Here is a 22,746-nt window from a genome sequence, read left to right as displayed (position 1 = left end):
CGTCAGAACGCCGGCAGCTGCGGGCGCCGCTTGACGTAGCCGCCGGCGTCGACGCGCATCTGCATGCCGGTGACGTACTGCGACTCGTCCGACACCAGGAACAGCACCATGTCGGCGATGTTCTCCGGCTCGACGAAGGGGATGCCGAACCCGGTCGTCGCGGGGAAACTGGGCAGCGCGTCCTCGCGGGTCGGGTGCTCCAGGTCGGGCCGGAACGACCGGTACATGAGGTCGCTGTTGAGCATGTCGGTGTTCACGTTCGTGGGGTGCACCGCGTTGACTCGGATCCGGCGGGAGAGCAGGACCGTCGCCAGGTCGTGCACGAACGCGGCCACCTGGCGCTTGGCGAAGGAGTAGCCCAGCCCGCCGGGCCCGTTGGCAGGGTTGTCGACGGTCGCCGGTATCAGCCCCGCGATGGATCCGGTCGCGATGATCGAGGCGCCGTCGGGCAGGTGGGGCAGGGCCGCGTCGACCGCGTGCACCACCCCGTTGAAGTCGACGGTGACGGCGTCCAGGAAGGCCTGCGCGGTCTGCTCGGGCCCCAGCGGGCAGATCCCGGCCTGGGCCACCACCGCGTCGAGCCGCCCCAGCTCGGACACCCCCTCGGCGACCGCCGCCTTCAGCGCGGCCGGGTCCCGTACGTCGGCCCGGCGGGCGACGATGCGGCGGCCCAGCTTCTCCACCTGCCGGACCGTCTCCTCCAGGTCCGCCTCGGTGGCCAGCGGGTAGCCGTTGGTGGCGATGTCCTCGCACAGGTCCACGGCGATGATGTCGGCGCCCTCCGCGGCGAGCCGGACCGCCTGAGCCCGGCCCTGGCCGCGTGCGGCCCCGGTGATGAAGACGGCCTTGTCCTGCACTCTCCCCATGGGGTCTCCTTCCGTAGAATAAAAGAGTAGCCTGAATACTGGCTACGGAAGCTGATCGATACCGGATGATCTGCGATCTCCACGAGGGTTTGGTTGGTCTTTCCCGCCCAGTGGGACAGGTTCAGTACACACAATGTGCCCGGTGCTAGAGAGTCCCCGAGACCGAGGGAGCACACGATGCCGTTGCAGCCATGGATGAAGTTGCTGTCGACCGACGACCACCTGATCGAGCCCCCACGCCTGTGGTCCGACCGGCTGCCGGCGAGGTACCGGGAGGCCGGGCCGCGCATCGTGGAGCAGCCGCGCGGCGAAGGGCGGGCCCCTGCCGAGGTCTGGGTCTACGAGGACCGGATCTACCCCTACATCGGCCTCAACGCCGTCGCCGGGAAGCGGCCCGAGGAGTTCGGCCTCGAACCCACCCGCTACGACGAGATGATCCCGGGCTGCTACGACCCGAAGGCCAGGATCCGCGACATGGACCTGGACGGCGTGTGGGGCGCCCTGTGCTTCCCGTCCTTCCCGGGCTTCTCCGGCCATGTCTTCCTGGACGGCCGGGACCGCGAGCTGGCCCTGCTGTGCGTGCGGGCGTGGAACGACTTCGTCCTCGACGAGTGGTGCGCCACCGCACCCGGCCGGCTCATCCCGCTGGTCATCATGCCGATGTGGGACGTCGACGCCTGCGTCGCCGAGATCCACCGCACCGCGGCCAAGGGCGCCAAGGCGATCTCCTTCCCCGAGAACCCCGCCCCCCGCGGCCTGCCCTCCTTCCACACCGACCACTGGGACCCCATGTTCTCGGCGGCCGAGGAGACCGATCTGCCCGTGTGCCTGCACTTCGGCACCTCGGGCAAGCCCCCGAAGACCGCCGAGGAGGCCCCCTTCGCGGTCACCATCGCCCTGTTCGGCTGCAACGCCATGTTCGCCACCGCCGACCTGCTCTTCTCCCCGGTGCTGCACAAGCACCCCAGGCTCAAGATCGGCCTCTCCGAGGGCGGCATCGGCTGGATCCCCTACCTCCTGGAGCGCGCCGACGGCACCTGGGAGCGGCACCGCTTCTACCAGAACGTCGACCAGAGCGTGCGGCCCTCGGAGCTGTTCCGCCGGCACTTCCACGGCTGCTTCATCGACGACCGGTTCGGTGTGGAGGTACGGCACCACGTCGGCATCGACAGGATCACCTGGGAGTGCGACTACCCGCACTCCGACTCCTACTGGCCCAAGTCCCGCGCCTACGCGGCCGAGGTCCTGGCCGACGTACCCGACGACGAGGTGCACAAGATCGTGGAGCTGAACACCCGCCGCCTCTACAACCTCCCCGCATGAGCCGGCGACCCGAGTCCGAGCGGTCCGACTGGACCGACCTGGACCTGCTCACCCGCGAGGAGGCGCACGGCCGGCTCCTCGCAGAGATCGCGGAGACGGACGTACGCCTCGCCGAACTGGGTGCCCCCGACGGGGCCGAACGCGAACTCCTCCAGACCCGGCTGCGCGCCCTGCGCGAGGCGGCGGAGGATCTGAGCGACCACGCGAAGGAGAAGTGAGGTGGCCGCGGGGCGGATGGAGGGCAAGGTCGCGCTCATCACAGGAGGTGCGCGCGGGCAGGGCCGTTCGCATGCCGTGCGGCTGGCCGAGGAGGGCGCGGACATCGTCGTCTCCGATGTCTGCCACGACATCAGCGCGGAACTGCCCTACTCGCTGGCCTCGAAGGACGAGCTGGAGGAGACCGTCAAGCTGGTCAGGGAGACCGGCCGGCGGTGCATCTCGGTACAGGCCGACGTCCGCTCGATCGCCGAGATGCGGGCCGCGGTCGACGCGACGCGCGAGGAGTTCGGGCGGCTCGACACCGTCGTCGCCAACGCCGGAGTGATGAGCATAGGGGCCGCGTGGGAGCTGTCCGACGAGGCATGGGACGTCACCGTCGACGTCAACCTCAAGGGCCCCTGGAACACGGTGCGCGCCGCGGCCCCCTGGATGATCGAGCAGGGGGAGGGCGGCTCGATCGTCATCACCAGCTCCGCCGCCGGCATCCGCGGCCATGTGCCGTACGCCCACTACGTGGCGAGCAAGCACGGCGTGGTGGGCCTGATGAAGGCCCTGTCCAACGAACTCGCCCCGCACCGCATCCGGGTGAACACCGTCCACCCCACCGGGGTCAGCGGCACGGGCATCACCGTCGGCGTGCCGATCGAGGAACTCGCGGCGCGGGAGCCGCTGTTCGCACTCGTCGCGATGAACCCGCTGGCCCCGTACGTCGAACCGCGGGACATATCGAACGCTGTGCTGTTCCTCGCCTCGGACGAGGCGCGTTACGTCACGGGCCTGCAGTTCACCGTCGACGCGGGGTCGACCAACAAGCCGTAGAACGGAGTGGGTTGAATGAAGGTCACCATCGACTCGTCGTCGTGCTCGGGCCATGCGCGGTGCGCGGCCGCGGCACCGGGACTCTTCCGGCTGGACGACGACGGCTATGCGCTGCCCCTGGACGGAGACGTCCCTCAGAGCCTGGAACAGGCCGCCCGGGACGGGGCGACGGCCTGCCCGGAACGGGCGATCTCCGTCCACTGAACGCCACCGAGCCCCACGGTCCGAGGACCGTGGGGCTCCCCCCGTACCCGCAGGTTCAGCCGGCCGGCTGCGGCGGCGGTGTGAAGTGGTGGCCCCAGAACGCGCCGTCCGTGATCTCGTACACGGGAACCGGCTCGGGCACCTTCAGGCCGTTCCAGCCGAACTCGACGGCGTAGTTCTCCGGCGACCAGACGTAGAACGACACCATGTGGTCGTTGGTGTGCTTGCCGAGCGAGTGCATCATCGGCACCTCGTACGTGCCGGCCCGGTCCAGGGCCCGCCCCACGTCGTCCAGGGTCGCCGCCTCGACCATGAAGTGCAGCAGCCGCCCCGGGCCCGGCATCGGCGTGACGCCCAGCGTGTGGTGGCGCGGGTTGCAGCCCATGAACCAGGTCGTGCCGCCCGGCGAGCGCATCGTGTTCCGCTCGATGAACCCGAGCACGCCGACGTAGAAGTCGAACGTGCCGCGCGCGTCCTCGGCGGAGACGATGGCGTGCCCGAAGCCCATGTCCCCGGTGACGAACTCCGACACCAGCGGGGTCTGCACGGGCAGGTGGTCGAGGGTCCGGCCGTAGAACAGCTCGACCGGGTTGCCGCCCGGGTCGCTGAACCTGACGAAGCCGGTCACCTTCCGCTCCGCCGCCTCGGCCTCGGTGCCGGCGGTGACCTTGATCCCGGCCTTCTCGACGTCCGCGGCCAGCCGCGCCAGCTCCCGCTCGTCGAGGACCTCGAAGCCCAGCGCCGTCATCGCGGGCTGGGCACCCGGCGAGACAACGATCCGGGACGGATGGTCGTCCATCCGGAAGGCGAGCGACCCGGAATCGCTCTCGACGGGCATCAGGCCGAGGAAGTCGGCGCCGAACGCCTTCCACCGGTCGAGGTCGTTGGACTCCAGACGCAGGTACCCGAGTGAGCGCACACCCATCAGGCCCTCCCCTCACGTTGGTCAGGTCCCAGGCGGCCCGTCGGACCCCCGGTATCGGTACGTCCGCGACGGTAGAAGGCCAGGCCGCACCGCCGCCGGGACCGTCCCACTGATCGGGAGACGGACGGCGACGGCCGCCGCGCGGGTGCCACGGTGACCGTCATGACACCGAGCACACCCAGCACCCTCGACTACGAGGACACCCTGCGCGAACTTCCCACCGACGACGGCGTCCTGCGCTACCACGAGGCCGGCGAAGGGCCGCCCCTGCTGATGCTGCACGGGTCGGGCCCCGGGGTCACCGGCTGGCGCAACTACCGGGGCAACCTGCCGGTGTTCGCCCGGCACTTCCGCTGCCTGGCGCTGGAGTTCCCCGGCTTCGGAGTGAGCGACCCGACCGCCGAGAACCCGATGGCGGCCGCCCCCAAGGCCGTCCTGCGCTTCCTCGAAGGCCTCGGCCTCGACCGCGTCGACGTCGTCGGCAACTCGATGGGCGGGTTCGTCGCCGTGGGGCTCGCGGTCGCGCACAAGGACCTGTTCCGCAGGATCGTGACCATCGGCGGGGTGGGGCGCAACCTCCTCTCCCCGGGCCCCAGCGAAGGGCTCAACCTGCTGGTGGAGTTCGCCGAGAACCCCACCCGCGACAACCTCGTCCAGTGGCTGCGCTCGATGGTCCACGACCCCGCCCTGCTCACCGACGAACTGATCGAGGAGCGCTGGGCGACCGCCACCGAACCGGCGACCCTGGAGGCGTCCCGCCGGATCTACGGCCGGCAGGCCATGGCCGCGATGCAGGCCGCCCAGTCCCGGTCGGACCAGCCGATCTGGGCCATGCTCCACAAGGTCGCCGCGCCCACGCTGCTGACCTGGGGCCGCGACGACCGGGTCACCCCTCTGGAGAGCGCGCTGCTGCCGATGCGGACCATCCCCAAGGCCGAACTGCACGTGCTGCCCGACTGCGGGCACTGGGCGATGATCGAGCAGAAGGCGGCCTGGGAGAGCGCCGTGCTGGCCTTCCTGACCCGCCCGGAGGCAGGCTGAGTGCCCGGCATGGGGGCAGCCGGCGACCTGGGGGAGGACGACGTGGTGAGACCGGCCGGGCCCCGCCGGCCCGCCGCGCCGATGTCGAGCCGGCAGACCGACCGCCGTATCCGCATCCTGCGCGCCGCCGCCGACCTCGGCACACGCGAGGGCCTGGCCACCGTGCAGATGCACGACGTGGCCAAGGAGGCCGGGGTCGCGATCGCCACGCTGTACCGGTACTTCCCGTCCAAGCCGTATCTGTTCCTGTCGGTCCTCGAGTGGCACATCGAGCAGTTCCTGGGCGGCCGCGACGGCGGTCCGGCCCGCGACCGGGCGACGGATCCCGTGACCGAGGTCGCCGAGACGCTCGTCGCGCTGAGCGGGAAGCTGCTGGACAGCCGGCTGCTCGCCTCGGCGGTGGCGCTGTCGTCGTTCACGGAGTACGCGAGCGCCGCCCGCAGCCGGATCGACATCGTGGAGAGCGCGCTGGGACAACGGCTGCTGCGGCTGGTCGGGGAGCGGGCGGACCCGCGGACCGGGCACAGCCGGGTGCGGCTGCTCATCTACGACTGGTGGGGGGTGTTCGTGGCCATGCTGACCCAGGAGATCTCCACCGCGCAGGGCGAGGCGGACCTGCGGCTGGCCGCGCGGCTGATCGCCGGGCCCTGACCACGCGAAGGTGCCCGGGACACCCCCGTGTCCCGGGCACCTGTCCGCCGCTCGGCGTCAGTCCGTCGCCCCGGCCATGTCCAGGACCGCCAGGTACCCGAACGCGAGACTCGATCCGATCGGGGTGCCGGCACCGGGGTAGACCCGGCCCGACATCGCGGCCGCGGTGTTGCCCGTCGCGTACAGGCCGTCGATCGGGGAACCGTCCGGTCGCAGCACGCGCGCGTGCGTGTCGATCCGCAGCCCGCCCTTGGTGCCGATGTCGGACGGCACGATGGTCGCCACGTAGAACGGCGCCTGGTCGACGGGCAGCAGGAGGGGGTTCGGCCACTCCGGGGACGGCTCGGCGGGGAAGTTCTGCCGGGGATCGGCCGGGAACCCGACGACGTGCCGGAACATCTGGTCCCAGGGCGTCTCGCCCCGGTGGAACCGCTCGTCGACGCCGGTGGCCGCGTAGCCATTGAACTCCTTGACCGTGCGGTCCAGGGCGTCGAAGGGCACGTCGATCAGCCGCGCCAGTTCCTCCAGAGTGTCGGCCTTCTGCAGCGCGCCCGAGGCCAGCCACTCCTCGACGGGCGGCGTGGCCGGCGGCCAGCCGATGCCGTCCCGGTCCAGCTGCCGCTGGTCGAACACCCAGTGGCAGGGGATGTGCCGCACGCCGGTGGCCACGTGACGGCGGAAGATCTCGTGCCCGGCCTGGTCGTAGGGGGACGTCTCGTTGACGAAGCGCTCGCCCGCGCCGTTGACCCAGATGCCGCCCCGGGTCCCGGTGTGGAAGACCGGCAGGCCGTCCGGGTGGACCAGCCCCGGCACGAACCAGGCCTCGTCGAGCAGCTCGGTGTCCGCGCCGACGGCGATGCCCGCCCGCAGGGCGTCACCGGTGTTCGCCGGGGCGCCGTCGGACCACTCCCCGGTGAGCGGCCACTGGTGCGCCTCGCGCAGCTCGCGGTCGCGCTCGAAGCCGCCGGCGGCCAGCAGCACACCCCGGGCGGCCCGGATCCGGACCCGCTCGCCCTCGCTCACGGCCTCGACGCCGACGACCCTGCCGTCCTCGACGAGCAGGCTCTCCAACGCGGTGTTCAGCCGCAGTTCGCCGCGGCCCGTCTCCAGGAATGCCGACAGGGCGCGGCCGATCAGCGCCCGCCCGCCGCTGAGCAACGGGCCCTCGTCGAAGCCGAACCGCTCCGTGGGCAGCGAGTCACGCACCAGCGCCCGGCGCTCCCCGAGCTCCGCGACGTCCACCGGCGGCGGGAAGACGGTGTGCCCCGTGGGCGACGACCCCGGGCTCGCCGCGTAGTAGTCCGGCACCGGCCCGTGCACGAAGGACTGGAACCAGGTGTTCTGCTCCAGCTCGTCGATCAGCCGGCGCCCGGCCGTCAGGTACGCGTCCTGGAGCCCCTCCCGGGACGGGTCGTCGACGACCGCGCGCAGATACGACCGCGCCGCCTCGACGTCGTCCCCGAGACCGGCCCGGCTCAGCGGCGCCGAGCCCGGGAACCACAGACCCGCGCCGGAGTACGCGACCGTGCCGCCGACCCGGTCGGTCTTCTCGACGACGAGCGTCCGCAGACCGCGCGCCGCCGCCACGTACGCCCCGACCAGACCGCCGCCCGACCCCACGACGATCACGTCGTAGGCATCTTCGTTGATGCTCATCCGAACCTCCTGATGGGTGCCGAACTCGTGGGTGGGGAGCCGCACTTGCGGGTGAGGACCGTGCTCGTGTGGCTGGGGATCGCGGGGCGAGGCCGGGAACGGGAGCGCCCTCGTACGGCCGTGGAGGCGCGGCTGCCGGCGACGGTCCCGCGGCGGCTACCGGCCGACCGGACGCCCCGCGGTCCCGCGGCGGTCTTGCGGCGGCCACCGGCCGACCGGACGCCCCGCGGTCCCGCCGACCGGGGCATGCCGTCACCGCCGCCCGGCAGCCCCGCGGACGACGGTAATGAGACAGCGCGAGGTCACTCTCGCGCCATCTCGCTCACCGAGACCCCGCCCGCCCTGCACCCGCCGCCTCCCGCGCGGCGATCGCGGGCGCTCGCCTTCCGCCGCCGACCTCGTGTTCCCGGCCCCGGCCCTGATCCCGGTCCCCGCCCCGCAGTCCCGGTGAGCGGAAAGTCCCCGACGCCCCGTGGCGCGGCGGCACAGGCTGGAGGTCCGAACGAGTCGAGGACGGCGATGACAGACGTGTGGGAACCGACGGCGGTCGCGGACCGTGAGACAGCCGTGGCCGAGGCGGCCGCGCGCCTCGCTCGGGCGGCGAGCGACCACAGACCCTGTGCGCCGGTACGGGATCTGCTCGGCCCGGACGACATCGGCCTCGCGTACGCCGTCCAGCGACGCGTCGTGGGCGACCGGATCGCGGCCGGAGCACGCGTCGTCGGCCGCAAGATCGGGCTGACCTCCCCGTCGGTGCAGCGTCAGGTGGGCGTCGACCGGCCCGACTTCGGCGTCCTGCTGGACGACATGGACGTCACCGCCCTGCCGGCCGTCCCCAGCGGCCGGCTGCTCCAGCCCAGGGCCGAGGCGGAGATCGCGTTCGTGCTCGCCGCCGACCTGGACACCGACGACCTCGACCTGGCGCGGGTCCGCTCGGCGGTCGGGTACGCCGTGGCCGCGCTGGAGGTCGTGGACAGCCGGGTCGCCGGCTGGGACATCACGATCACGGACACGGTCGCCGACAACGCCTCCAGCGGACTCTTCGTGCTCGGGCAACAGGCCGTCCGCCTCGACGAGTTCGAGCCGAGGGACGTGACCATGCGGCTCTACGCCGACGGGAAGCCCGCCTCCGCGGGCGACGGCACCGCCTGCCTGGGCGATCCGCTCGCCGCGCTGCTGTGGCTGGCGCGCACCGCCCGGGAGTTCGGCGACCCGCTGCGCGCCGGACAGGTCGTGCTCTCCGGTGCGCTCGGCCCGCTCGTCCCCACACCGCCCGGCACGACCGTACGGGCCGAGATGTCGGGCCTGGGCTCGGTGACCGCGGCCTTCACGCCCCAGGAAGCCCTCGACGTCCCCGATGCCCCCGAAGCTCCCGAAGTCCCCGAAGCCAAGGAACACGGATGACGAAGACCAAGGTGGCCGTAATCGGCTCCGGCAACATCGGCACCGATCTGATGATCAAGGTGCTGCGCCTCTCCGACACCCTGGAGATGGCCGCGCTGGTGGGCATCGACCCGGAGTCGGACGGCCTGGCGCGCGCCGCCCGGCTGAAGGTGCCCGTCACGCACGAGGGAGTGGACGGCCTGATCCGCATGGACGGCTTCGACGACATCGACATCGTCTTCGACGCCACCTCGGCCAAGGCCCATGTCGAGAACGCCAAGAAGCTGGCCCCGTACGGCAAACGCCTCGTCGACCTCACCCCGGCGGCCCTCGGCCCCTACGTCGTACCGCCGGTCAACCTGGACGAGCACCTCGCCAACGACGTCGAGAACCTCAATCTCGTCACCTGCGGCGGCCAGGCGACCATCCCGATCGTCCACGCGGTCAGCCGCGTCACCTCCGTCCCCTACGCCGAGATCGTCGCCTCGATCGCCTCCAGGTCGGCCGGACCCGGCACCCGGGCCAACATCGACGAGTTCACCGAGACCACGGCCGCCGCCATCGAGAAGGTGGGCGGTGCCCGCCGGGGCAAGGCGATCATCGTCCTCAACCCGGCCGAACCGCCGCTGATCATGCGGGACACGGTGTACTGCCTGACCGGCGACGCCGACCAGGACGCGATCCGTGCCTCGGTCGAGGAGATGGTGGCCGCGGTCGCCGGGTACGTGCCCGGCTACCGACTCAAGCAGCAGGTCCAGTTCACACCGGTCGCGGCCGGCGACCCGGTGCACACCCTCCTGCCCGAGGGCACCGCCGAGCGGCCGACCACCAGGGTCACCGTCTTCCTGGAGGTCGAGGGCGCCGCGCACTACCTGCCCGCCTACGCCGGCAACCTCGACATCATGACCTCGGCCGCTCTGCGCGTCGCCGAACGCATCGCCCGCCGCACGACCTCCGAGGTGACCGAGTGACCCGCAGGCTCTACGTCCAGGACGTCACCCTCCGGGACGGCATGCACGCCGTCCGGCACCGCATCACCCCCGAGTTCGTGTCGAAGATCTCCGCCGCCCTCGACCGGGCCGGCGTGGACGCCATCGAGGTCGCCCACGGCGACGGACTGGCCGGCGGCAGCCTCAACTACGGTCCCGGCAGCAACACCGACTGGGAGTGGATCGAGGCCGCCGCGGACGCCGTCGAGAACGCCGTCCTCACCTCGCTCCTGCTGCCCGGCATCGGCACCGTCGCCGAACTCGAGCGCGCCTACGCCCTCGGCGTCCGCTCGGTGCGCATCGCCACCCACTGCACGGAGGCGGACGTGGCGGCCCAGCACATCGCCACCGCACGGGAGCTGGGCATGGACGTCGCGGGCTTCCTGATGATGGCCCACATGGCGCCCCCGCACGCCCTCGCCGAGCAGGCCAGGCTGATGGAGTCCTACGGCGCGCACTGCGTCTATGTCACCGACTCCGGAGGCCGGCTCACCATGGACGGTGTCCGCGACCGGATCCGCGCCTACCGGGACGTGCTCGACCCGGGGACCCAGATCGGGATCCACGCCCACGAGAACCTCTCCCTCTCGGTCGCCAACTCCGTGGTGGCGGTGGAGGAGGGGGTCACCCGGGTCGACGCGTCCCTGGCCGGGCAGGGCGCGGGCGCCGGCAACTGCCCGATCGAGCCGTTCGTCGCCGTCGCCGGCCTGTACGGCTGGAAGCACGGCTGCGACCTGCACGCCCTCCAGGACGCCGCCGAGGACCTCGTACGACCGCTCCAGGACCGCCCGGTGCGCGTCGACCGGGAGACCCTCACCCTCGGCTACGCCGGCGCCTACTCCAGCTTCCTGCGGCACGCCGAGGCCGCCGCCGAACGGTACGGCCTCGACGCCCGCACCATCCTGGAGGAGGTCGGCCGGCGCGGACTGGTCGGCGGGCAGGAGGACATGATCGTGGACATCGCGCTGGACCTCACCCACCGCGGCTGACGTCCCACAGCACACGACCGCTCTCCGGGAACGCCTTCCCGGAGAGCGGTACGTTTTTCCGCGCAGAGTAAAATAGACCAAACGCTCCAATGAATCGGTGCACGACTCTTTCTCCGTGGCCGACGGCATTGATAACTTGACGTCGGCGCCGAACTAGAATTGATTTCAGTTTGAGCAGAGAGGCACCGACGATGACGTCTGCCCTTCGCCTGAGCTCGCGTCCCGCCGAGGCCGACGGCCCTGCGCTGCCTCCGTCGATGATGGAGCGGGTCACGCTGATCATGGACCTTTTCGAACGTCCCCAGACCCATCTGACGCTCGAAGCGGTGTCACGTCGGACCCAGCTGCCCCGGTCGACCACGCACCGGATTCTCGACCAGCTGGTCCGGCTGGACTGGCTGCGTCACACGGTGGCCGGCTACACCCTGGGATCGCGCGCGCTCGGCCTGGGAGGCCGGGAGACCGGCCACGGCGCGCTGCGCGCCGCCGCCGCGCCGCACCTGCTGGACCTGGCGGTCAGGACCAGGATGGTCGTCCACCTGGCCGTGCTCGACGGACCGGAGATCTACTACCTGGACAAGGTGGGGGGCCGGGCCGCGGTGGACATCCCGTCGAAGGTCGGCGGCCGGGCGGTCGCGCACTGCACCGGACTCGGCAAGGCCATGCTCGCCTGGCTGACCCCGGAGGAGATCGACGCGCGCTGCGCGCCGGTGATGGAGCGCCGCACGCCGCACAGCATCGGCCGCCTCGACCAGCTGCACCGCGAACTCGGCCTGGTGCGGCGCCGCAACGGGCTGGCGATCGACCGGGGCGAGTGCTTCCCCGACCTCGGGTGTGTCGGCCTCGCGCTGCGCGGGCCTGAGGGCCCGGTCGGGGCGATATCGGTGGTGGGGGACGGCCGCTCCCCGCTGGAGCTCGTGGCCCCGCTGGTGGTCGACGCGGTCCGGGCGGTCTCCGAGGAACTCTTCGAAACCTCGCGCGGGGCGGGCGCCGGGGTTGACCTCAAGTCCGGTTGAGTTTCTAGGTTGGGCGGTGCCGATACCGACCCGCCGGAGAGGAAACGACCATGAGGACACTGGTGCTCGGAAGGACGCCCGCCAGGGTGACCGCGGTACTCGCCACGCTGCACGCGGACGGCTTCGACGCGGAGGGGGTGAGCACCGACGAGGAGGCCCTGAAGCTCCTGGCGACCGAGGAGTTCGGAGTGCTGATCATCGGCGGGGGCGTGGGACCCGACTCCCGCGCGGCGATCAAGGAGTTCGCGGCGGAACACCGGGTACGGAACGTGATCGACGGCGCGCTGTCCGAGCCGTTCGACGTCTACGTGCGGCGGGAGTTCGAGCCGCTGATCCGCAGGGCCGCCGCCGAGGGGTGACGGTCGTCGGGCGGCATCCGGGGACCCGCCCGACGGACCTGGGCGGTCACCGCACTAGAGCGCCCTGACCTGCTGCGCCTGCGGGCCCTTCGTGCCCTGCCCGATGTCGAACTCGACGCGCTGGCCCTCGTCCAGGCTGCGGTAGCCGCTGCCCTGGACCTCCGAGTAGTGCACGAACACGTCAGGGCCGCCGCCGTCCTGCTCGATGAACCCGAACCCCTTCTCCGCGTTGAACCACTTGACGCTGCCCTGAGCCATGCCTGTTTCCCTTGTCTCATTGCCACGACCCGAATCGTCGCGGACCGCGACGATTCCTCCCCTCACGCCGGGACGGGAAACCCCTGTGGGCCACAATCACCCGGATGGTGGGAACCTTGTGACGGCCGGAGCGTGTGCACCGGCCGCCGGCGAGGCCGGTCACCAGGCCGTCCAGCCCCCGTCCACGGTGAGGGTGGTGCCGGTGACGAAGCGGGAGGCGTCCGAGGCGAGGAACACCGCGGCGCCGCCCAGTTCCGTGGCGTCGCCCACCCGGCCCAGCGGAGTCCCGCGGACGATCCGCTCGCCCCAGCGGCTGTCCAGCAGCCCGGAGCTGAGGTCGGTGTGGAAGTAACCGGGGGCCAGGGCGTTGACCCGCACCCCGCGATCGGCCCACTCCACGGCCAGCGCCCGGGTCAGGGCCTCCACCCCGCCCTTGCTCGCGGCGTAGGCGGCGATGCGCTCGAATCCGGTGGAGGCGTGCACGGACGAGACGTTGACGATCGAACCCGAGCGCTGCTCCAGCATCACCTTGCCGGCCTCGCGGCAGCAGTAGAAGGTGCCGGCCAGGTTCACGTCGACGACCTGCCGCCAGTCCTGGTCGGTGACCTTCTCGCTGCGCGTGAAGTGCGGGCTGATCCCCGCGCAGTTGACCAGTACGTCCAGCCGGCCGGTCCGTTCGGCGATGCGCCCGACCGTCTCGCGCACGGCGGCGGAGTCGGCGACCGATCCGGGCAGCACCAGCACCTTGCCGCCGTGGCCGGTGAGTTCGGACTCCAGGGTTTCGAGATCGGAGGCGGTGCGCGCGGTCACGGCGACGGTGGCGCCGGCCTGGGCGAGGGCGACGGCGATGGCACGTCCGAGCCCCTTTCCGGCCCCCGTGACCCACGCGGTCCTGCCGTCCAGGCGCAGTTCGGTGTTCACGTCGGTCATGGCTCAGCCCTCCGCGGGGATGTCGCGCAGCGTCCGCTTGAGGACCTTGCCCGAGGGCGTACGGGGCAGTTCGGCGACGAAGTCGAAGCGGGCCGGCACCTTGAACCTGGCCAGCCGGGCGCGGCAGAACTCCCGGAGTTCCTCGGCCCCGGCCTTCGCGTCCGGCCGTAGCACCACGAACGCGCGCGGGACCTCGCCCCAGCGGGGATGCGTCAGTCCGACCACGGCCGCCTCCAGGACGGCCGGGTGCTCGTACAGCACCCGTTCCACCTCGGGCGTCGCGATGTTCTCGCCACCGGAGACGATCATGTCCTTCTTGCGGTCGTCGATGTAGAGGAAGCCGTCCTCGTCGAGGTGACCGATGTCCCCGGTGTGGAACCAGCCGTCCCGCAGGGCGGCGGCGGTGGCCTGCTCGTCCCGCCAGTAACCGGCGAAGACCTTCGGGCCGCGCAGGGTGATCTCGCCGAGTTCGCCCGCCGGCGCCTCCCTGCCCTCGTCGTCGACGATCCGGACCCGGGTGTGCGGCACCGGGCGGCCGACCGAGCCCAGTTTGGCCAGGGCGTGCTCACGGTCCAGGAAGGTGTCGCCGGAGACGGTCTCGGTCAGGCCGTAGGCGTCGGCGTACCAGGCGTTGGGGAACGCGGTCATGATGCGGCGCAGCACCGGCTCGGGGGTCTTCTCGCCGCCGCCCAGGACGAAGCGGACCGAGGTGGTGTCGTAGCTGTCGCGGTCGGGGACCTCCAGGACCGCGTTGACCATGGCCGGCGCCAGCCACAGGTTGGTGACGCGGTGCCTCGGGATCGCCTCCAGGACCCCCACCGGGTCGAACCTGCGCTGCAGCACCACGGCACCGCCCGCGTAGAGGGTCGCGAGGCCGGGCATGTCGAGGCCGCCCACGTGGTAGAGCGGGCCGCACACCAGGGTGGTGTCGGCCGCGGTGAGCCCGAAGTGCACGATGTGCGCGAGGTTCTTGGCCTGCAGGTTCCCGTAGGTGATGCGCACGCCCTTGGGTCGTGAGGTGGTGCCGGAGGTGTACATCAGACGCTGCAGGTCCTCCGTGCCGACGTCCACCGGAGCCACGCGGGCGCCCCGGTGGCCGTCGAGCAGTGCCTCGTAGCCCCGCCAGGACCCCTCGGGCGTGCCGCCGACCAGGATCCGGTGCTCCAGGTCCGTCAGGCAGCCGGCACTGCGCTCCATCGCCGGCACGAACTCCGGCTCGGCGATGACGGCCCTGGCCTGGGCGTGGCCCAGGATGTACTGCCACTCCTCCTCGGAGAGCCGGTAGTTGAGGGGCAGGAACACGGCGCCGATCCGGCTCGCCGCGTAGACCAGCTCCAGGAACTCCGGCCGGTTGTAGAGGAGCAGGGCGACGACATCGCCGCGCCGGATGCCGAGTTCGGTCAGTCCGGCGGCCAACTGGTCGACCCGCTCGTGCAGCTGACGAACGGTCAGGCTCTGGTCCTCCTGTGCGACCGCCACGGCGTCGGGCCGCTGGGTCAGGTGGTAGTCGAGGATGCTCGCGAAATTGTGCACGGCTCACTCTCACTGTGTGGTGTTCGACGACGACCGCGGCTGCCTCGGCTCCAGGGCAACCCGGGTCCCGACCGGTCGGTTGCCCGCACCGAAGATTTAGTGTACCCCTTGGTCTATAAAACTTGTTTCCGCACTTTACGACGGCACGAAGGCCTCGACAAGCGCTCCCGCGCCTGCCGGTGCCGGAACCGGCGGGATGTGCTGGAGCCGACGAGGAGGTGCCTGTGCCACGCATCCGCTTCGACCTCGACGGGCCGGTCGTCACGGTCCGCCTGGACAACCCGCCGATGAACGCCTTCGACTCCGCCCAGCGGGAGGAGCTCTCCGCCTGCGTCCGCGAGCTCGCCGACGCCACCGGCGTGCGCGCCGTGGTGCTCTACGGCGGAGAGCGGCTGTTCGCGGCCGGCGCGGACGTGAAGGCGCTGGCCGCGATGGGGCCCGAGGAGGTCCGGGGCTGGAACCGCGCCCTGCAGCGGACCTTCGACGACGTCGCGCGGCTGCCGATGCCCGTCGTCGCGGCCGTCACCGGCTACGCCCTCGGCGGGGGTCTGGAGCTGGCCCTCGCCGCCGACTACCGGGTGGCGGCCGACGACGCACTCCTCGGGCAGCCCGAGGTCCAGCTCGGCATCATGCCGGGCTCGGGCGGCACCCAGCGGCTCACCCGGCTGATCGGCCCGTCCCGCGCGAAGAACCTCCTGATGACCGGCCGCCGGGTGGGGGCCGACGAGGCACTGCGCCTCGGCCTGGTGGACGAGGTGGTCCCGCCCGCCCGCGTCCTCGACACCGCCCTCGACTACGCCCGCCGCCTCGCCGAGGGCCCGGCCGCCGCCCTGGAGGCGATCAAGGAAGCGGTCGACCACGGCGCCGACACGGCCCTCGCCACCGGCCTCAGCCTCGAACGCGCCCTGTTCACCGGCGTCTTCGGCACGCACGACGCCACCACGGGCATCCGCTCCTTCCTCGACCACGGCCCGGGCCGGGCCCGCTTCGGGGACGCGGGACAGTAGCGCCCCGCAAGGGGCGCGGGGAACTGCGCGACCAGCCACAACGGCGCCGCAGCCGAAGCACACACATCACCGGCGCTTACAGGTACGACACGAAAGGGGTGCCCACCATGAAGGCACTGCGCTGGCACGGCGCACGGGACCTCCGCCTCGAAGAGGTCCCCGACCCTCCCGAGCCCGGCCCGCACGAGGCCGTCGTGGAGGTCTCCTGGTGCGGAGTGTGCGGCACCGACCTGCACGAGTTCCTGGAGGGCCCGCACATGATCCGCACCGGCCCGCACCCGCTCACCGGCGCCGAGCCACCCCTCGCCCTCGGCCACGAACTGAGCGGGACCGTCGTCGCGCTCGGCACCGACGTGCCCGGCATCGCGGTCGGCGACCGGGTGACCGCCGACCCCGTCTGGCGCTGCGGTGTGTGTTTCTGGTGCGCCCGCGGCGAGTACCACATCTGCCCCAGCAGCGGCTCCGTCGGCCTCGCCTCACCCGGCGGCTTCGCCGACCGCGTCACCGTGCCGGTCGCCGGACTGACCCGGCTGCCGGACAACGTCACCGACGAGATGGCGGCGGTCGCCGAACCGCTTGCCGTCGGCCTGCACGCGGTGACACGTGCCGGGGTGCGGCCCGGCGACAACGTCCTGGTCGTCGGCGGCGGACCCATCGGCGTCGCCGTCGTCCTCGCGGCCCGGATCGCCGGCGCGGCCGGTCTCTACGTGAGCGAGCCCCTCAAGGAGCGCCGGGAGATGCTGCTCGGCATCGGCGTCACCGAGGCCTTCGACCCGGCGGAGACCGACGTGCGCCGCGAGGTGTTCCTGCGCACCGGCCGGATCGGTCCGGACGCCGTCATCGACGCGACCGGCGTACCCCGGCTCGCCGCCCAGGCCGTCGCCACCGTCCGGCGCGGCGGCCGGGTCGTGCTCGCCGGAGTCGGCCACGGCAGCGTCGAGTTCGACATGGGGCAGCTCGTCTTCTACGAGCGTTCCGTGCTCGGCACGCTCGGCTACAACTTCGACATTCCCCGCGTGATCGACCTGATGAGCACCGGGCGCCTGGACGCCTCGGCGCTGGTCACCGGGCGCTTTCCGCTCTCCGCGGGAGCCGGGGTCTTCGCGGACCTGGCCGCCGACCGGGCCCGCCACCTCAAGGTTCTGCTGACCCCGAAGGGATGACCGACATGGATTTCGACCTGCCCGAGGAGACCGTCGCCCTCAAGGAGATGGTCCGTGAGTTCGCGGCCAAGGAGATCACGCCGCACGCGGCCCAGTGGTCGGAGAACGAGGAGTTCCCGACCCAGGTCTTCACCAAGCTCGGCGAACTCGGCCTGATGGGCATGCTGGTGCCCGAGGAGTACGGCGGCGCCGGCTCCGACATGGTCACCTACGTGGCCGTGATGGAGGAACTCGGCGCCGCGGACCAGTCGGTGGCCTCCTCCTGGAACGCCCACTCGACCATCGCCACGCTGCCGCTGCTCGCCTACGGCACCGAGGAGCAGAAGCACCGCTGGCTGGCCCCGCTGGCGGCCGGCGAGGCCATCGGTGCCTTCGGCCTGACCGAGCCGGAGGCCGGTTCCGACGCGGCCGGCATCGCCACCACCGCCCGCCGGGCGGACGGCGGCTGGGTGATCAACGGCACCAAGATGTTCATCACCAACGCCGGCACCGACATCAGCCAGGGCGTCACCATCCTCGCCGTGACCGGCCGCGGCGACGAGGGGCGCAAGCGGTACGCGACCTTCTACGTCCCGACCGGCACCCCCGGCTACACCGTCGGCCACAAGCTGAAGAAGCTCGGCTGGCACGCCATGGACACCCGGGAACTGGTCTTCGACGGCTGCTTCGTCCCCGACGACCACCTGATCGGCGAGGAGGGCGGCGGCCTGCGCCAGTTCCTCTCCGTCCTCGACAAGGGCCGCATCAGCGTCGCCGCGCTCGGCCTGTCCCTCGCGAAGGCCGCGCTCGGCCTGGCCGTCAAACACGCCACCGAACGGCACCAGTTCGGCCGTCCGCTGTCGGACTTCCAGGCCGTCGGGCACAAGATCGCCGACATGGGCACCGAACTGGAGGCCGCCCGCTGCCTGGTCTACCGGGCCGCCTGGCTCGCCGACCAGGGGCGCCCGCACAGCACCGCGTCCGCCATGGCCAAGCTCTACGCCTCCGAGGTCGCCAACCGGGCCGCCTCCCAGGCCGTCCAGATCCACGGCGGCTACGGCTACGTCCGGGAGTCGGAGATCTCCCGCTTCTACGCCGACGCCAAGATCCTGGAGATCGGCGAGGGCACCAACGAGATCCAGCGCAATGTCATCGCCAGGGCGCTGGTCGGCGAGGCGTGAGCGGGTTCCCGCGGTGTGCGTCGGTACACCGCGGGACCGTCCGTCAGCCGGCGGCGGGGACCTGCTCCCACTCCGCCTCGGGGTCGAGCGGAAGACCGGGCCGCTCGCGCTTGAACGCCTCGGCCTGGTCCTCGACCCTCGGCAGGGCGTGGTCCGGCGCACCGAACCCGCGGAACAGGGTCGCGCAGTACTCGGCGGACAGGAACGGCGCGTCCCACTGCCCCTCCGGCCGCACCCATTGGTAGGTGTGGTTGTGCAGGTTCAGGAACTGCAGGGTGGCGAGGCGCGGCGACGTCCGCCGGAAGACACCCTGTTCCATGGCCTCCGAGAGCAGCCCGGAGATCAGCTCCTCGAAGTCGGAGCGCTGCCCGAGCAGGGTCTTGAGCTCGTCGCCGCTGAGACTGCGGTAGTCGTGCTCGTAGACCCAGATGTGGTCGAGACGCCGGAAGATGATCGTCAGCAGCGACTCCGACAGCAGCCGCAGCCGCAGCAGGGGCTCCTCGTCCAGGTCCGCGATCTGGCGGGCGCGGGCGAGCAGCGGCCCCATCACCCGGGACTGGATCTCGACCAGCAGGTTCTCCTTGGAGCCGATGTAGTAGTACAGCGCTCCCTTGGCGAGCCCGACCGCGCGCCCCAGGTCGTTGATGGAGGTCGCCGCGTACCCCTGCTGTGCGAACAGCGAGGCCGCGATGTCGATGATCTTCTGGCGTCTGACCTCGAAACCCGGTCCATGGCCCGGCGGACGTGGCATGGATTCCTCTCCCCGCGTGATGTGACGACGTGTCGATTGAAACAGGCTCCCGGGCCCGCGTCGAACAGCCTTCGGCACATCCGGGGGAAGCGGACTCCAGGGCGTCGTTCCAGTTTGCTAGACCAAACGGTACATTAAAACACGGAATACAGACGGCCCAGCCGTCTGCGTGAGCATTGCGAGGACGCGCATGACCCAGGTACCTCAGCACACCGGCTCCGCCCCGACGGACGACCTCCTGGAAATGTACCGCCGGATGCGGCGGATCCGGCGCTTCGAGGAGCGGGCGTCCGAGCTGTACAAGGCGACGGAGATACCCGGCTTCCTGCATCTGTCCATCGGGCAGGAGGCCAGTGCCGTCGGCGCCTGCTGGCCGCTCACCGAGCGCGACGGCATCACCTCCACCCACCGCGGCCACGGCCACGTCCTGGCCAAGGGCCTGGACGCCGCCCCGATGATGGCCGAGCTGATGGGCAAGGACGCGGGCACCAACCGGGGCCGCGGCGGTTCGATGCACATCGCCGACCCCGGGCTCGGCATCTACGGCGCCAACGGCATCGTCGGCGCCGGACTGCCGATCGCCGGGGGCGTCGCCACGGCCGCCAAGCTGCGCGGCCGGGGCGACGTCGTGGTGGCGTTCTTCGGGGACGGCGCGGTCGCCCAGGGCATGTTCCACGAGGCCGTCAACCTGGCCGCCGTATGGGACCTGCCGGTCGTCTTCCTCTGCGAGAACAACCACTACTCCGAGTTCTCACCGGCCGCCGAACAGCACCGCGCCGGCCTCGCCGCCCGCGCCGCCGGGTACGGCATCGGCTACGAGCACGTCGACGGCAACGACGTGCTCGCGGTGCAGACGTTGATGTCGGGCGTGGTGGCACGGCTGCGGGCGGGCGGCGGCCCCGTCCTGGTGGAGGCCGAGACCTACCGCTGGCACGGTCACTACGAGGGCGACCCCGAGCGCTACCGCCCGGCCGAGGAGGTCGCGGCCGCCAAGGAACGCGACCCCCTGGTCATCGCGCGCCGGCACCTGGCGGCGGCCGGGGTGGCGACGGCCCTCGTGGACGCCGTCGACGAGGAGATCGGCAAGGAGATCGAGGCGGCCGTGGAGTGGGCCCGCAGCCTGCCGGAACCGGCCCCGGAGACGCTGTACGACTTCGTCTCCGCCCTGCGTCCCGCCGTACCGGAGCCCGCCCCCGCCGAGGGGGAGATCTTCCGCACGATGGACGCCGTACGCCTCGCGCTGGAGCACGAACTCACCGCCGACCCGGACGTGTTCGTCGCCGGTATCGACGTCGGCGCGGGCGGCAACGTCTTCGGCCTCACCCGCGGCCTGGCCCAGGCCTTTCCGGGCCGGGTGCGCGACACCCCGATCAGCGAGAGCGCGATCCTCGGCACGGCGGTGGGGGCGGCCATGGCCGGCATGAGGCCGGTCGTCGAGGTCATGTACATGGACTTCATCGGCGTCTGCCTGGACATGCTGCTCAACCAGGCCGCGAAGCTGCGTTTCATGACCGGCGGCCGGGCCGCCATGCCCCTCGTCGTGCGCACCCAGTTCGGCGCGGGCCGCTCCTCCGGCAGCCAGCACTCCCAGTCCCTGGAGGCGCTGCTCGCGCACATCCCCGGCCTGACCGTGGTGATGCCCGCCAACCCGGCCGACACCTACGGCCTGCTGCGGGCCGCCATCCAGGACCCCAACCCGGTGGTCTTCGTGGAGAACCGCCTCCAGTACGGCTTCAAGGGGCCCCGCCCGCCGGCCGACCACCTCGTCCCGCTGGGCCGGGCCAAGGTCGTCCGGGAGGGCACCGACATCACGCTGGTCTCCTGGTCGCGGATGGTCCAGGACTCCCTGGCCGCCGCGGAACTGCTGGCGGCCGAGGGCGTGAGCGTCGAGGTGATCGACCTGCGCACGATCGCCCCGCTGGACCGCGAGACCGTCCTCGCCTCCCTCGCCAAGACCAACCGGCTGGTCATCGCCCACGAGGCGGTACGGGACTTCGGTGTCGGCGCCGAACTGTCCGCGCTCGCCGTCGACGAGGGCTTCTGGCACCTGGACGCGCCCGTCACCCGCGTCGCCCCGCCGCCGATGCCGGCCCCCTACACGCCCGCGCTGGAACGGCTCTGGCTGCCCTCGCGCGACACCATCGCCGACACGCTGCGGCGGATCGCGGCGGTGTGACCGGGCCGCGCGGCGGCACGCCGAAGGGGTGCCCCCGGGATTCGCTCCCGGGGGCACCCCTTCGTGGTGTCCGCCGCCGGCCCGCCTTGATCGGCAGGACCATGCATGGGCCGGCGGCGGTCCGGCCGTGACCGTGGATCAGACGGTCGCGACCGGGGTCAGCGGACTGCCCTGGGTGCCGGGCAGGTTGAGCGGGGGAGCGGTGAGCAGGAAGCGGCTGCGGTTGTGCTCGCGCAGCCACGCCGCCAGGTCGTGCAGGTACCACAGCTCGCCGAGCGGGACGCCCAGCTTGAACAGGCACAGGTGGTGGATGGGGAGCAGGGTGTGGCGGCCCTGGGCCTGGGTGACGCCCACCCCCTCGACCGCGTAGTTGTCGGAGATCAGCGCCGACATCTGCGACTCGGCGATCCACTTGAGGATGTCCGGGTCGTCCGCGTCGAGGTACGCGGCGGTCTGGTGGATCGCCACCGGGTCCGGGTCCTTGTTCCAGGCGAGCACCTGGGTGGCGAAACCGGTGTGCAGCAGCACCATGTCGCCGGGCTCCACGGTCACGTTGTCCGCGGCCATGATCTCCTGGAGCTGCTTGTACGTGACGGCCTGGTAGCCGGTGCCCAGGTGGTGCGCGATGTCGATGAGGACACCGCGGCCCTGGACGCCGTGCTCCGCCATCTTCTCCAGGCCGAGGTGGCGGGCGAAGCTGACGCTTCCGCTGCCGTCGCCCTTGGCGTCCTCCTGCGGCCCCACCAGGTCGGTGCCGGGCCGGAAGCCGTTGTAGTAGACCGGCTCGGCCTCGCCGTCGCCGTCGGCGTCGAACTCGGCGCCCTGGTGGGCGAGGGAGTCCCACTGGGTCGAGTACTGCAGCCAGAGGGTCACCACGTCGTCGGACCAGACGTCGATCAGGGACGGGTCGATCTGGTCGCGTGCGACGACGTTGTAGAAGACGTCCTGGTTGTGCGCGAGGTCCTCGGTGGGCTTCAGGATCGGCGGGTACCGCCGCTGGTTCAGGGCCGTACCGCCCGGGTAGTCCAGCGGCAGGCTCAGGCTGAAGGTGACCCCGTGCTCCACCTCGCGCACGCCCTGGAGCACCTTCTCGGCGGTCAGCAGGTTGATGCGCCCGAGTTCGTCGTCCTCGCCGAAATCGCCCCACGTCGAGCCCGGCGGCCGCTGCTTCCAACGCTTCGTCACGATAAAAACGCCTCCTTAGACGACGGTCCCCGTCGACGGTCGTGGCCGCATGCTATTTGCAATGTACCGAGCGGTCAACAAGTCTGACAGCTTACAATTCAGGACTTCATATTGCCCCTGAGGATCAATAGACTGACTGGTCG

23 protein-coding genes are annotated in these 22,746 nt (G+C 71.6%); 15 read left to right on the top strand and 8 right to left on the bottom strand.

All coding sequences use genetic code 11. The features are described 5' to 3' along the window. Positions 1–2: 2 nt before the first annotated feature. Positions 3–866, bottom strand: a complete 864-nt coding sequence (locus ACZ4UV_RS22375) for a mycofactocin-coupled SDR family oxidoreductase (RefSeq protein ID WP_451015781.1) — start codon at positions 864–866, stop codon at positions 3–5. A 177-nt stretch (positions 867–1,043) separates the two neighbouring features. Here ACZ4UV_RS22375 and ACZ4UV_RS22370 point away from each other — a divergent pair, with 177 nt between their 5' ends. The 4 genes from ACZ4UV_RS22370 to ACZ4UV_RS22355 are packed head-to-tail and all read left to right on the top strand — an operon-like array spanning position 1,044 to position 3,431. After that, positions 1,044–2,189: an amidohydrolase family protein gene (locus tag ACZ4UV_RS22370; protein ID WP_451015782.1), complete on the top strand. Its 1,146-nt coding sequence runs from the start codon at positions 1,044–1,046 to the stop codon at positions 2,187–2,189. Further along, positions 2,186–2,407: a hypothetical protein gene (locus ACZ4UV_RS22365; RefSeq protein ID WP_451015783.1), complete on the top strand. Its 222-nt coding sequence runs from the start codon at positions 2,186–2,188 to the stop codon at positions 2,405–2,407. Before ACZ4UV_RS22370 ends, ACZ4UV_RS22365 begins: the two co-directional genes overlap by 4 nt. A gap of 16 nt (positions 2,408–2,423) precedes the next feature. Then, entirely contained in the window at positions 2,424–3,227 is an 804-nt protein-coding gene (locus ACZ4UV_RS22360; RefSeq protein WP_467840714.1) for a mycofactocin-coupled SDR family oxidoreductase, read from the top strand. Positions 3,228–3,242: 15 nt separating this feature from the next. Further along, a complete protein-coding gene (locus ACZ4UV_RS22355; RefSeq protein WP_351494216.1) occupies positions 3,243–3,431 on the top strand; it encodes a ferredoxin in 189 nt (62 codons plus the stop codon). A gap of 55 nt (positions 3,432–3,486) precedes the next feature. On the opposite strand, the gene ACZ4UV_RS22350 is transcribed toward ACZ4UV_RS22355, so the two are convergent. After that, positions 3,487–4,356 carry a VOC family protein gene (locus ACZ4UV_RS22350; RefSeq protein WP_451015784.1) on the bottom strand — a complete coding sequence of 290 codons (870 nt, stop codon included), beginning with the start codon at positions 4,354–4,356 and terminating at the stop codon, positions 3,487–3,489. A gap of 162 nt (positions 4,357–4,518) precedes the next feature. Here ACZ4UV_RS22350 and ACZ4UV_RS22345 point away from each other — a divergent pair, with 162 nt between their 5' ends. Together ACZ4UV_RS22345 and ACZ4UV_RS22340 are read left to right on the top strand one after the other, a co-directional pair. Further along, complete coding sequence (locus ACZ4UV_RS22345) at positions 4,519–5,397, top strand: alpha/beta fold hydrolase (protein WP_390039194.1); 879 nt, start codon at positions 4,519–4,521, stop codon at positions 5,395–5,397. A 9-nt stretch (positions 5,398–5,406) separates the two neighbouring features. Further along, positions 5,407–6,048, top strand: a complete 642-nt coding sequence (locus ACZ4UV_RS22340; protein ID WP_451015785.1) for a TetR/AcrR family transcriptional regulator — start codon at positions 5,407–5,409, stop codon at positions 6,046–6,048. Positions 6,049–6,105: 57 nt separating this feature from the next. Here ACZ4UV_RS22340 and ACZ4UV_RS22335 read toward each other — a convergent pair whose 3' ends face one another. After that, positions 6,106–7,704 carry an FAD-binding protein gene (locus ACZ4UV_RS22335; protein WP_451015786.1) on the bottom strand — a complete coding sequence of 533 codons (1,599 nt, stop codon included), beginning with the start codon at positions 7,702–7,704 and terminating at the stop codon, positions 6,106–6,108. Positions 7,705–8,223: 519 nt separating this feature from the next. Here ACZ4UV_RS22335 and ACZ4UV_RS22330 point away from each other — a divergent pair. From ACZ4UV_RS22330 to ACZ4UV_RS22310, 5 genes are all read left to right on the top strand, one after another. Next, complete coding sequence (locus ACZ4UV_RS22330; protein ID WP_451015787.1) at positions 8,224–9,108, top strand: 2-keto-4-pentenoate hydratase; 885 nt, start codon at positions 8,224–8,226, stop codon at positions 9,106–9,108. Continuing rightward, complete coding sequence (locus ACZ4UV_RS22325) at positions 9,105–10,058, top strand: acetaldehyde dehydrogenase (acetylating) (protein WP_451015788.1); 954 nt, start codon at positions 9,105–9,107, stop codon at positions 10,056–10,058. Before ACZ4UV_RS22330 ends, ACZ4UV_RS22325 begins: the two co-directional genes overlap by 4 nt. Next, the gene (gene dmpG / locus ACZ4UV_RS22320; RefSeq protein WP_451015789.1) at positions 10,055–11,065 is read left to right on the top strand and encodes a 4-hydroxy-2-oxovalerate aldolase; all 1,011 of its coding nucleotides are present in this window, start codon (positions 10,055–10,057) and stop codon (positions 11,063–11,065) included. The genes ACZ4UV_RS22325 and dmpG overlap by 4 nt, the downstream gene beginning before the upstream one ends. Before the next feature lie 257 nt (positions 11,066–11,322). Continuing rightward, complete coding sequence (locus ACZ4UV_RS22315) at positions 11,323–12,081, top strand: IclR family transcriptional regulator (RefSeq protein WP_451015801.1); 759 nt, start codon at positions 11,323–11,325, stop codon at positions 12,079–12,081. A gap of 50 nt (positions 12,082–12,131) precedes the next feature. Continuing rightward, positions 12,132–12,440 carry a hypothetical protein gene (locus tag ACZ4UV_RS22310; RefSeq protein ID WP_390039182.1) on the top strand — a complete coding sequence of 103 codons (309 nt, stop codon included), beginning with the start codon at positions 12,132–12,134 and terminating at the stop codon, positions 12,438–12,440. Positions 12,441–12,494: 54 nt separating this feature from the next. Here ACZ4UV_RS22310 and ACZ4UV_RS22305 read toward each other — a convergent pair whose 3' ends face one another. From ACZ4UV_RS22305 to ACZ4UV_RS22295, 3 genes are all read right to left on the bottom strand, one after another. After that, entirely contained in the window at positions 12,495–12,698 is a 204-nt protein-coding gene (locus ACZ4UV_RS22305) for a cold-shock protein (RefSeq protein WP_294009986.1), read from the bottom strand. A gap of 159 nt (positions 12,699–12,857) precedes the next feature. Then, positions 12,858–13,628, bottom strand: a complete 771-nt coding sequence (locus ACZ4UV_RS22300) for an SDR family NAD(P)-dependent oxidoreductase (protein WP_451015790.1) — start codon at positions 13,626–13,628, stop codon at positions 12,858–12,860. A 3-nt stretch (positions 13,629–13,631) separates the two neighbouring features. Beyond that, on the bottom strand, positions 13,632–15,161 hold the full coding sequence (locus ACZ4UV_RS22295; RefSeq protein ID WP_451015791.1) for an acyl-CoA synthetase: 1,530 nt from the start codon (positions 15,159–15,161) through the stop codon (positions 13,632–13,634). 224 nt (positions 15,162–15,385) lie between these two features. Between ACZ4UV_RS22295 and ACZ4UV_RS22290 the strand changes: the two genes are divergently transcribed. The 3 genes from ACZ4UV_RS22290 (at position 15,386) to ACZ4UV_RS22280 (ending at position 18,491) form a co-directional block, all read left to right on the top strand. Then, positions 15,386–16,168, top strand: a complete 783-nt coding sequence (locus tag ACZ4UV_RS22290; RefSeq protein WP_451015792.1) for an enoyl-CoA hydratase/isomerase family protein — start codon at positions 15,386–15,388, stop codon at positions 16,166–16,168. Positions 16,169–16,275: 107 nt separating this feature from the next. Further along, a complete protein-coding gene (locus ACZ4UV_RS22285; protein ID WP_451015793.1) occupies positions 16,276–17,331 on the top strand; it encodes a 2,3-butanediol dehydrogenase in 1,056 nt (351 codons plus the stop codon). Further along, positions 17,328–18,491, top strand: a complete 1,164-nt coding sequence (locus ACZ4UV_RS22280; protein WP_451015794.1) for an acyl-CoA dehydrogenase family protein — start codon at positions 17,328–17,330, stop codon at positions 18,489–18,491. The genes ACZ4UV_RS22285 and ACZ4UV_RS22280 overlap by 4 nt, the downstream gene beginning before the upstream one ends. A 43-nt stretch (positions 18,492–18,534) precedes the next feature. Here the strand turns inward: ACZ4UV_RS22280 and ACZ4UV_RS22275 are convergent, their stop codons facing one another. Further along, the gene (locus ACZ4UV_RS22275; protein ID WP_351494243.1) at positions 18,535–19,242 is read right to left on the bottom strand and encodes a TetR/AcrR family transcriptional regulator; all 708 of its coding nucleotides are present in this window, start codon (positions 19,240–19,242) and stop codon (positions 18,535–18,537) included. Between the two features lie 190 nt (positions 19,243–19,432). Between ACZ4UV_RS22275 and ACZ4UV_RS22270 the strand changes: the two genes are divergently transcribed. Continuing rightward, positions 19,433–21,418 (top strand): alpha-ketoacid dehydrogenase subunit alpha/beta, encoded by a 1,986-nt coding sequence (locus ACZ4UV_RS22270; RefSeq protein WP_451015795.1) that lies wholly within the window; start codon positions 19,433–19,435, stop codon positions 21,416–21,418. Between the two features lie 138 nt (positions 21,419–21,556). Here ACZ4UV_RS22270 and ACZ4UV_RS22265 read toward each other — a convergent pair whose 3' ends face one another. After that, on the bottom strand, positions 21,557–22,603 hold the full coding sequence (locus ACZ4UV_RS22265) for a cyclase family protein (protein WP_390039166.1): 1,047 nt from the start codon (positions 22,601–22,603) through the stop codon (positions 21,557–21,559). Between the last annotated feature and the right edge of the window lie 143 nt (positions 22,604–22,746).

It is taken from the genome of Streptomyces sp. NPDC028289 (assembly GCF_055565975.1).
Note: the sequence above shows the minus strand (reverse complement) of the source record. Positions and strands in the feature narration are given on the sequence as shown.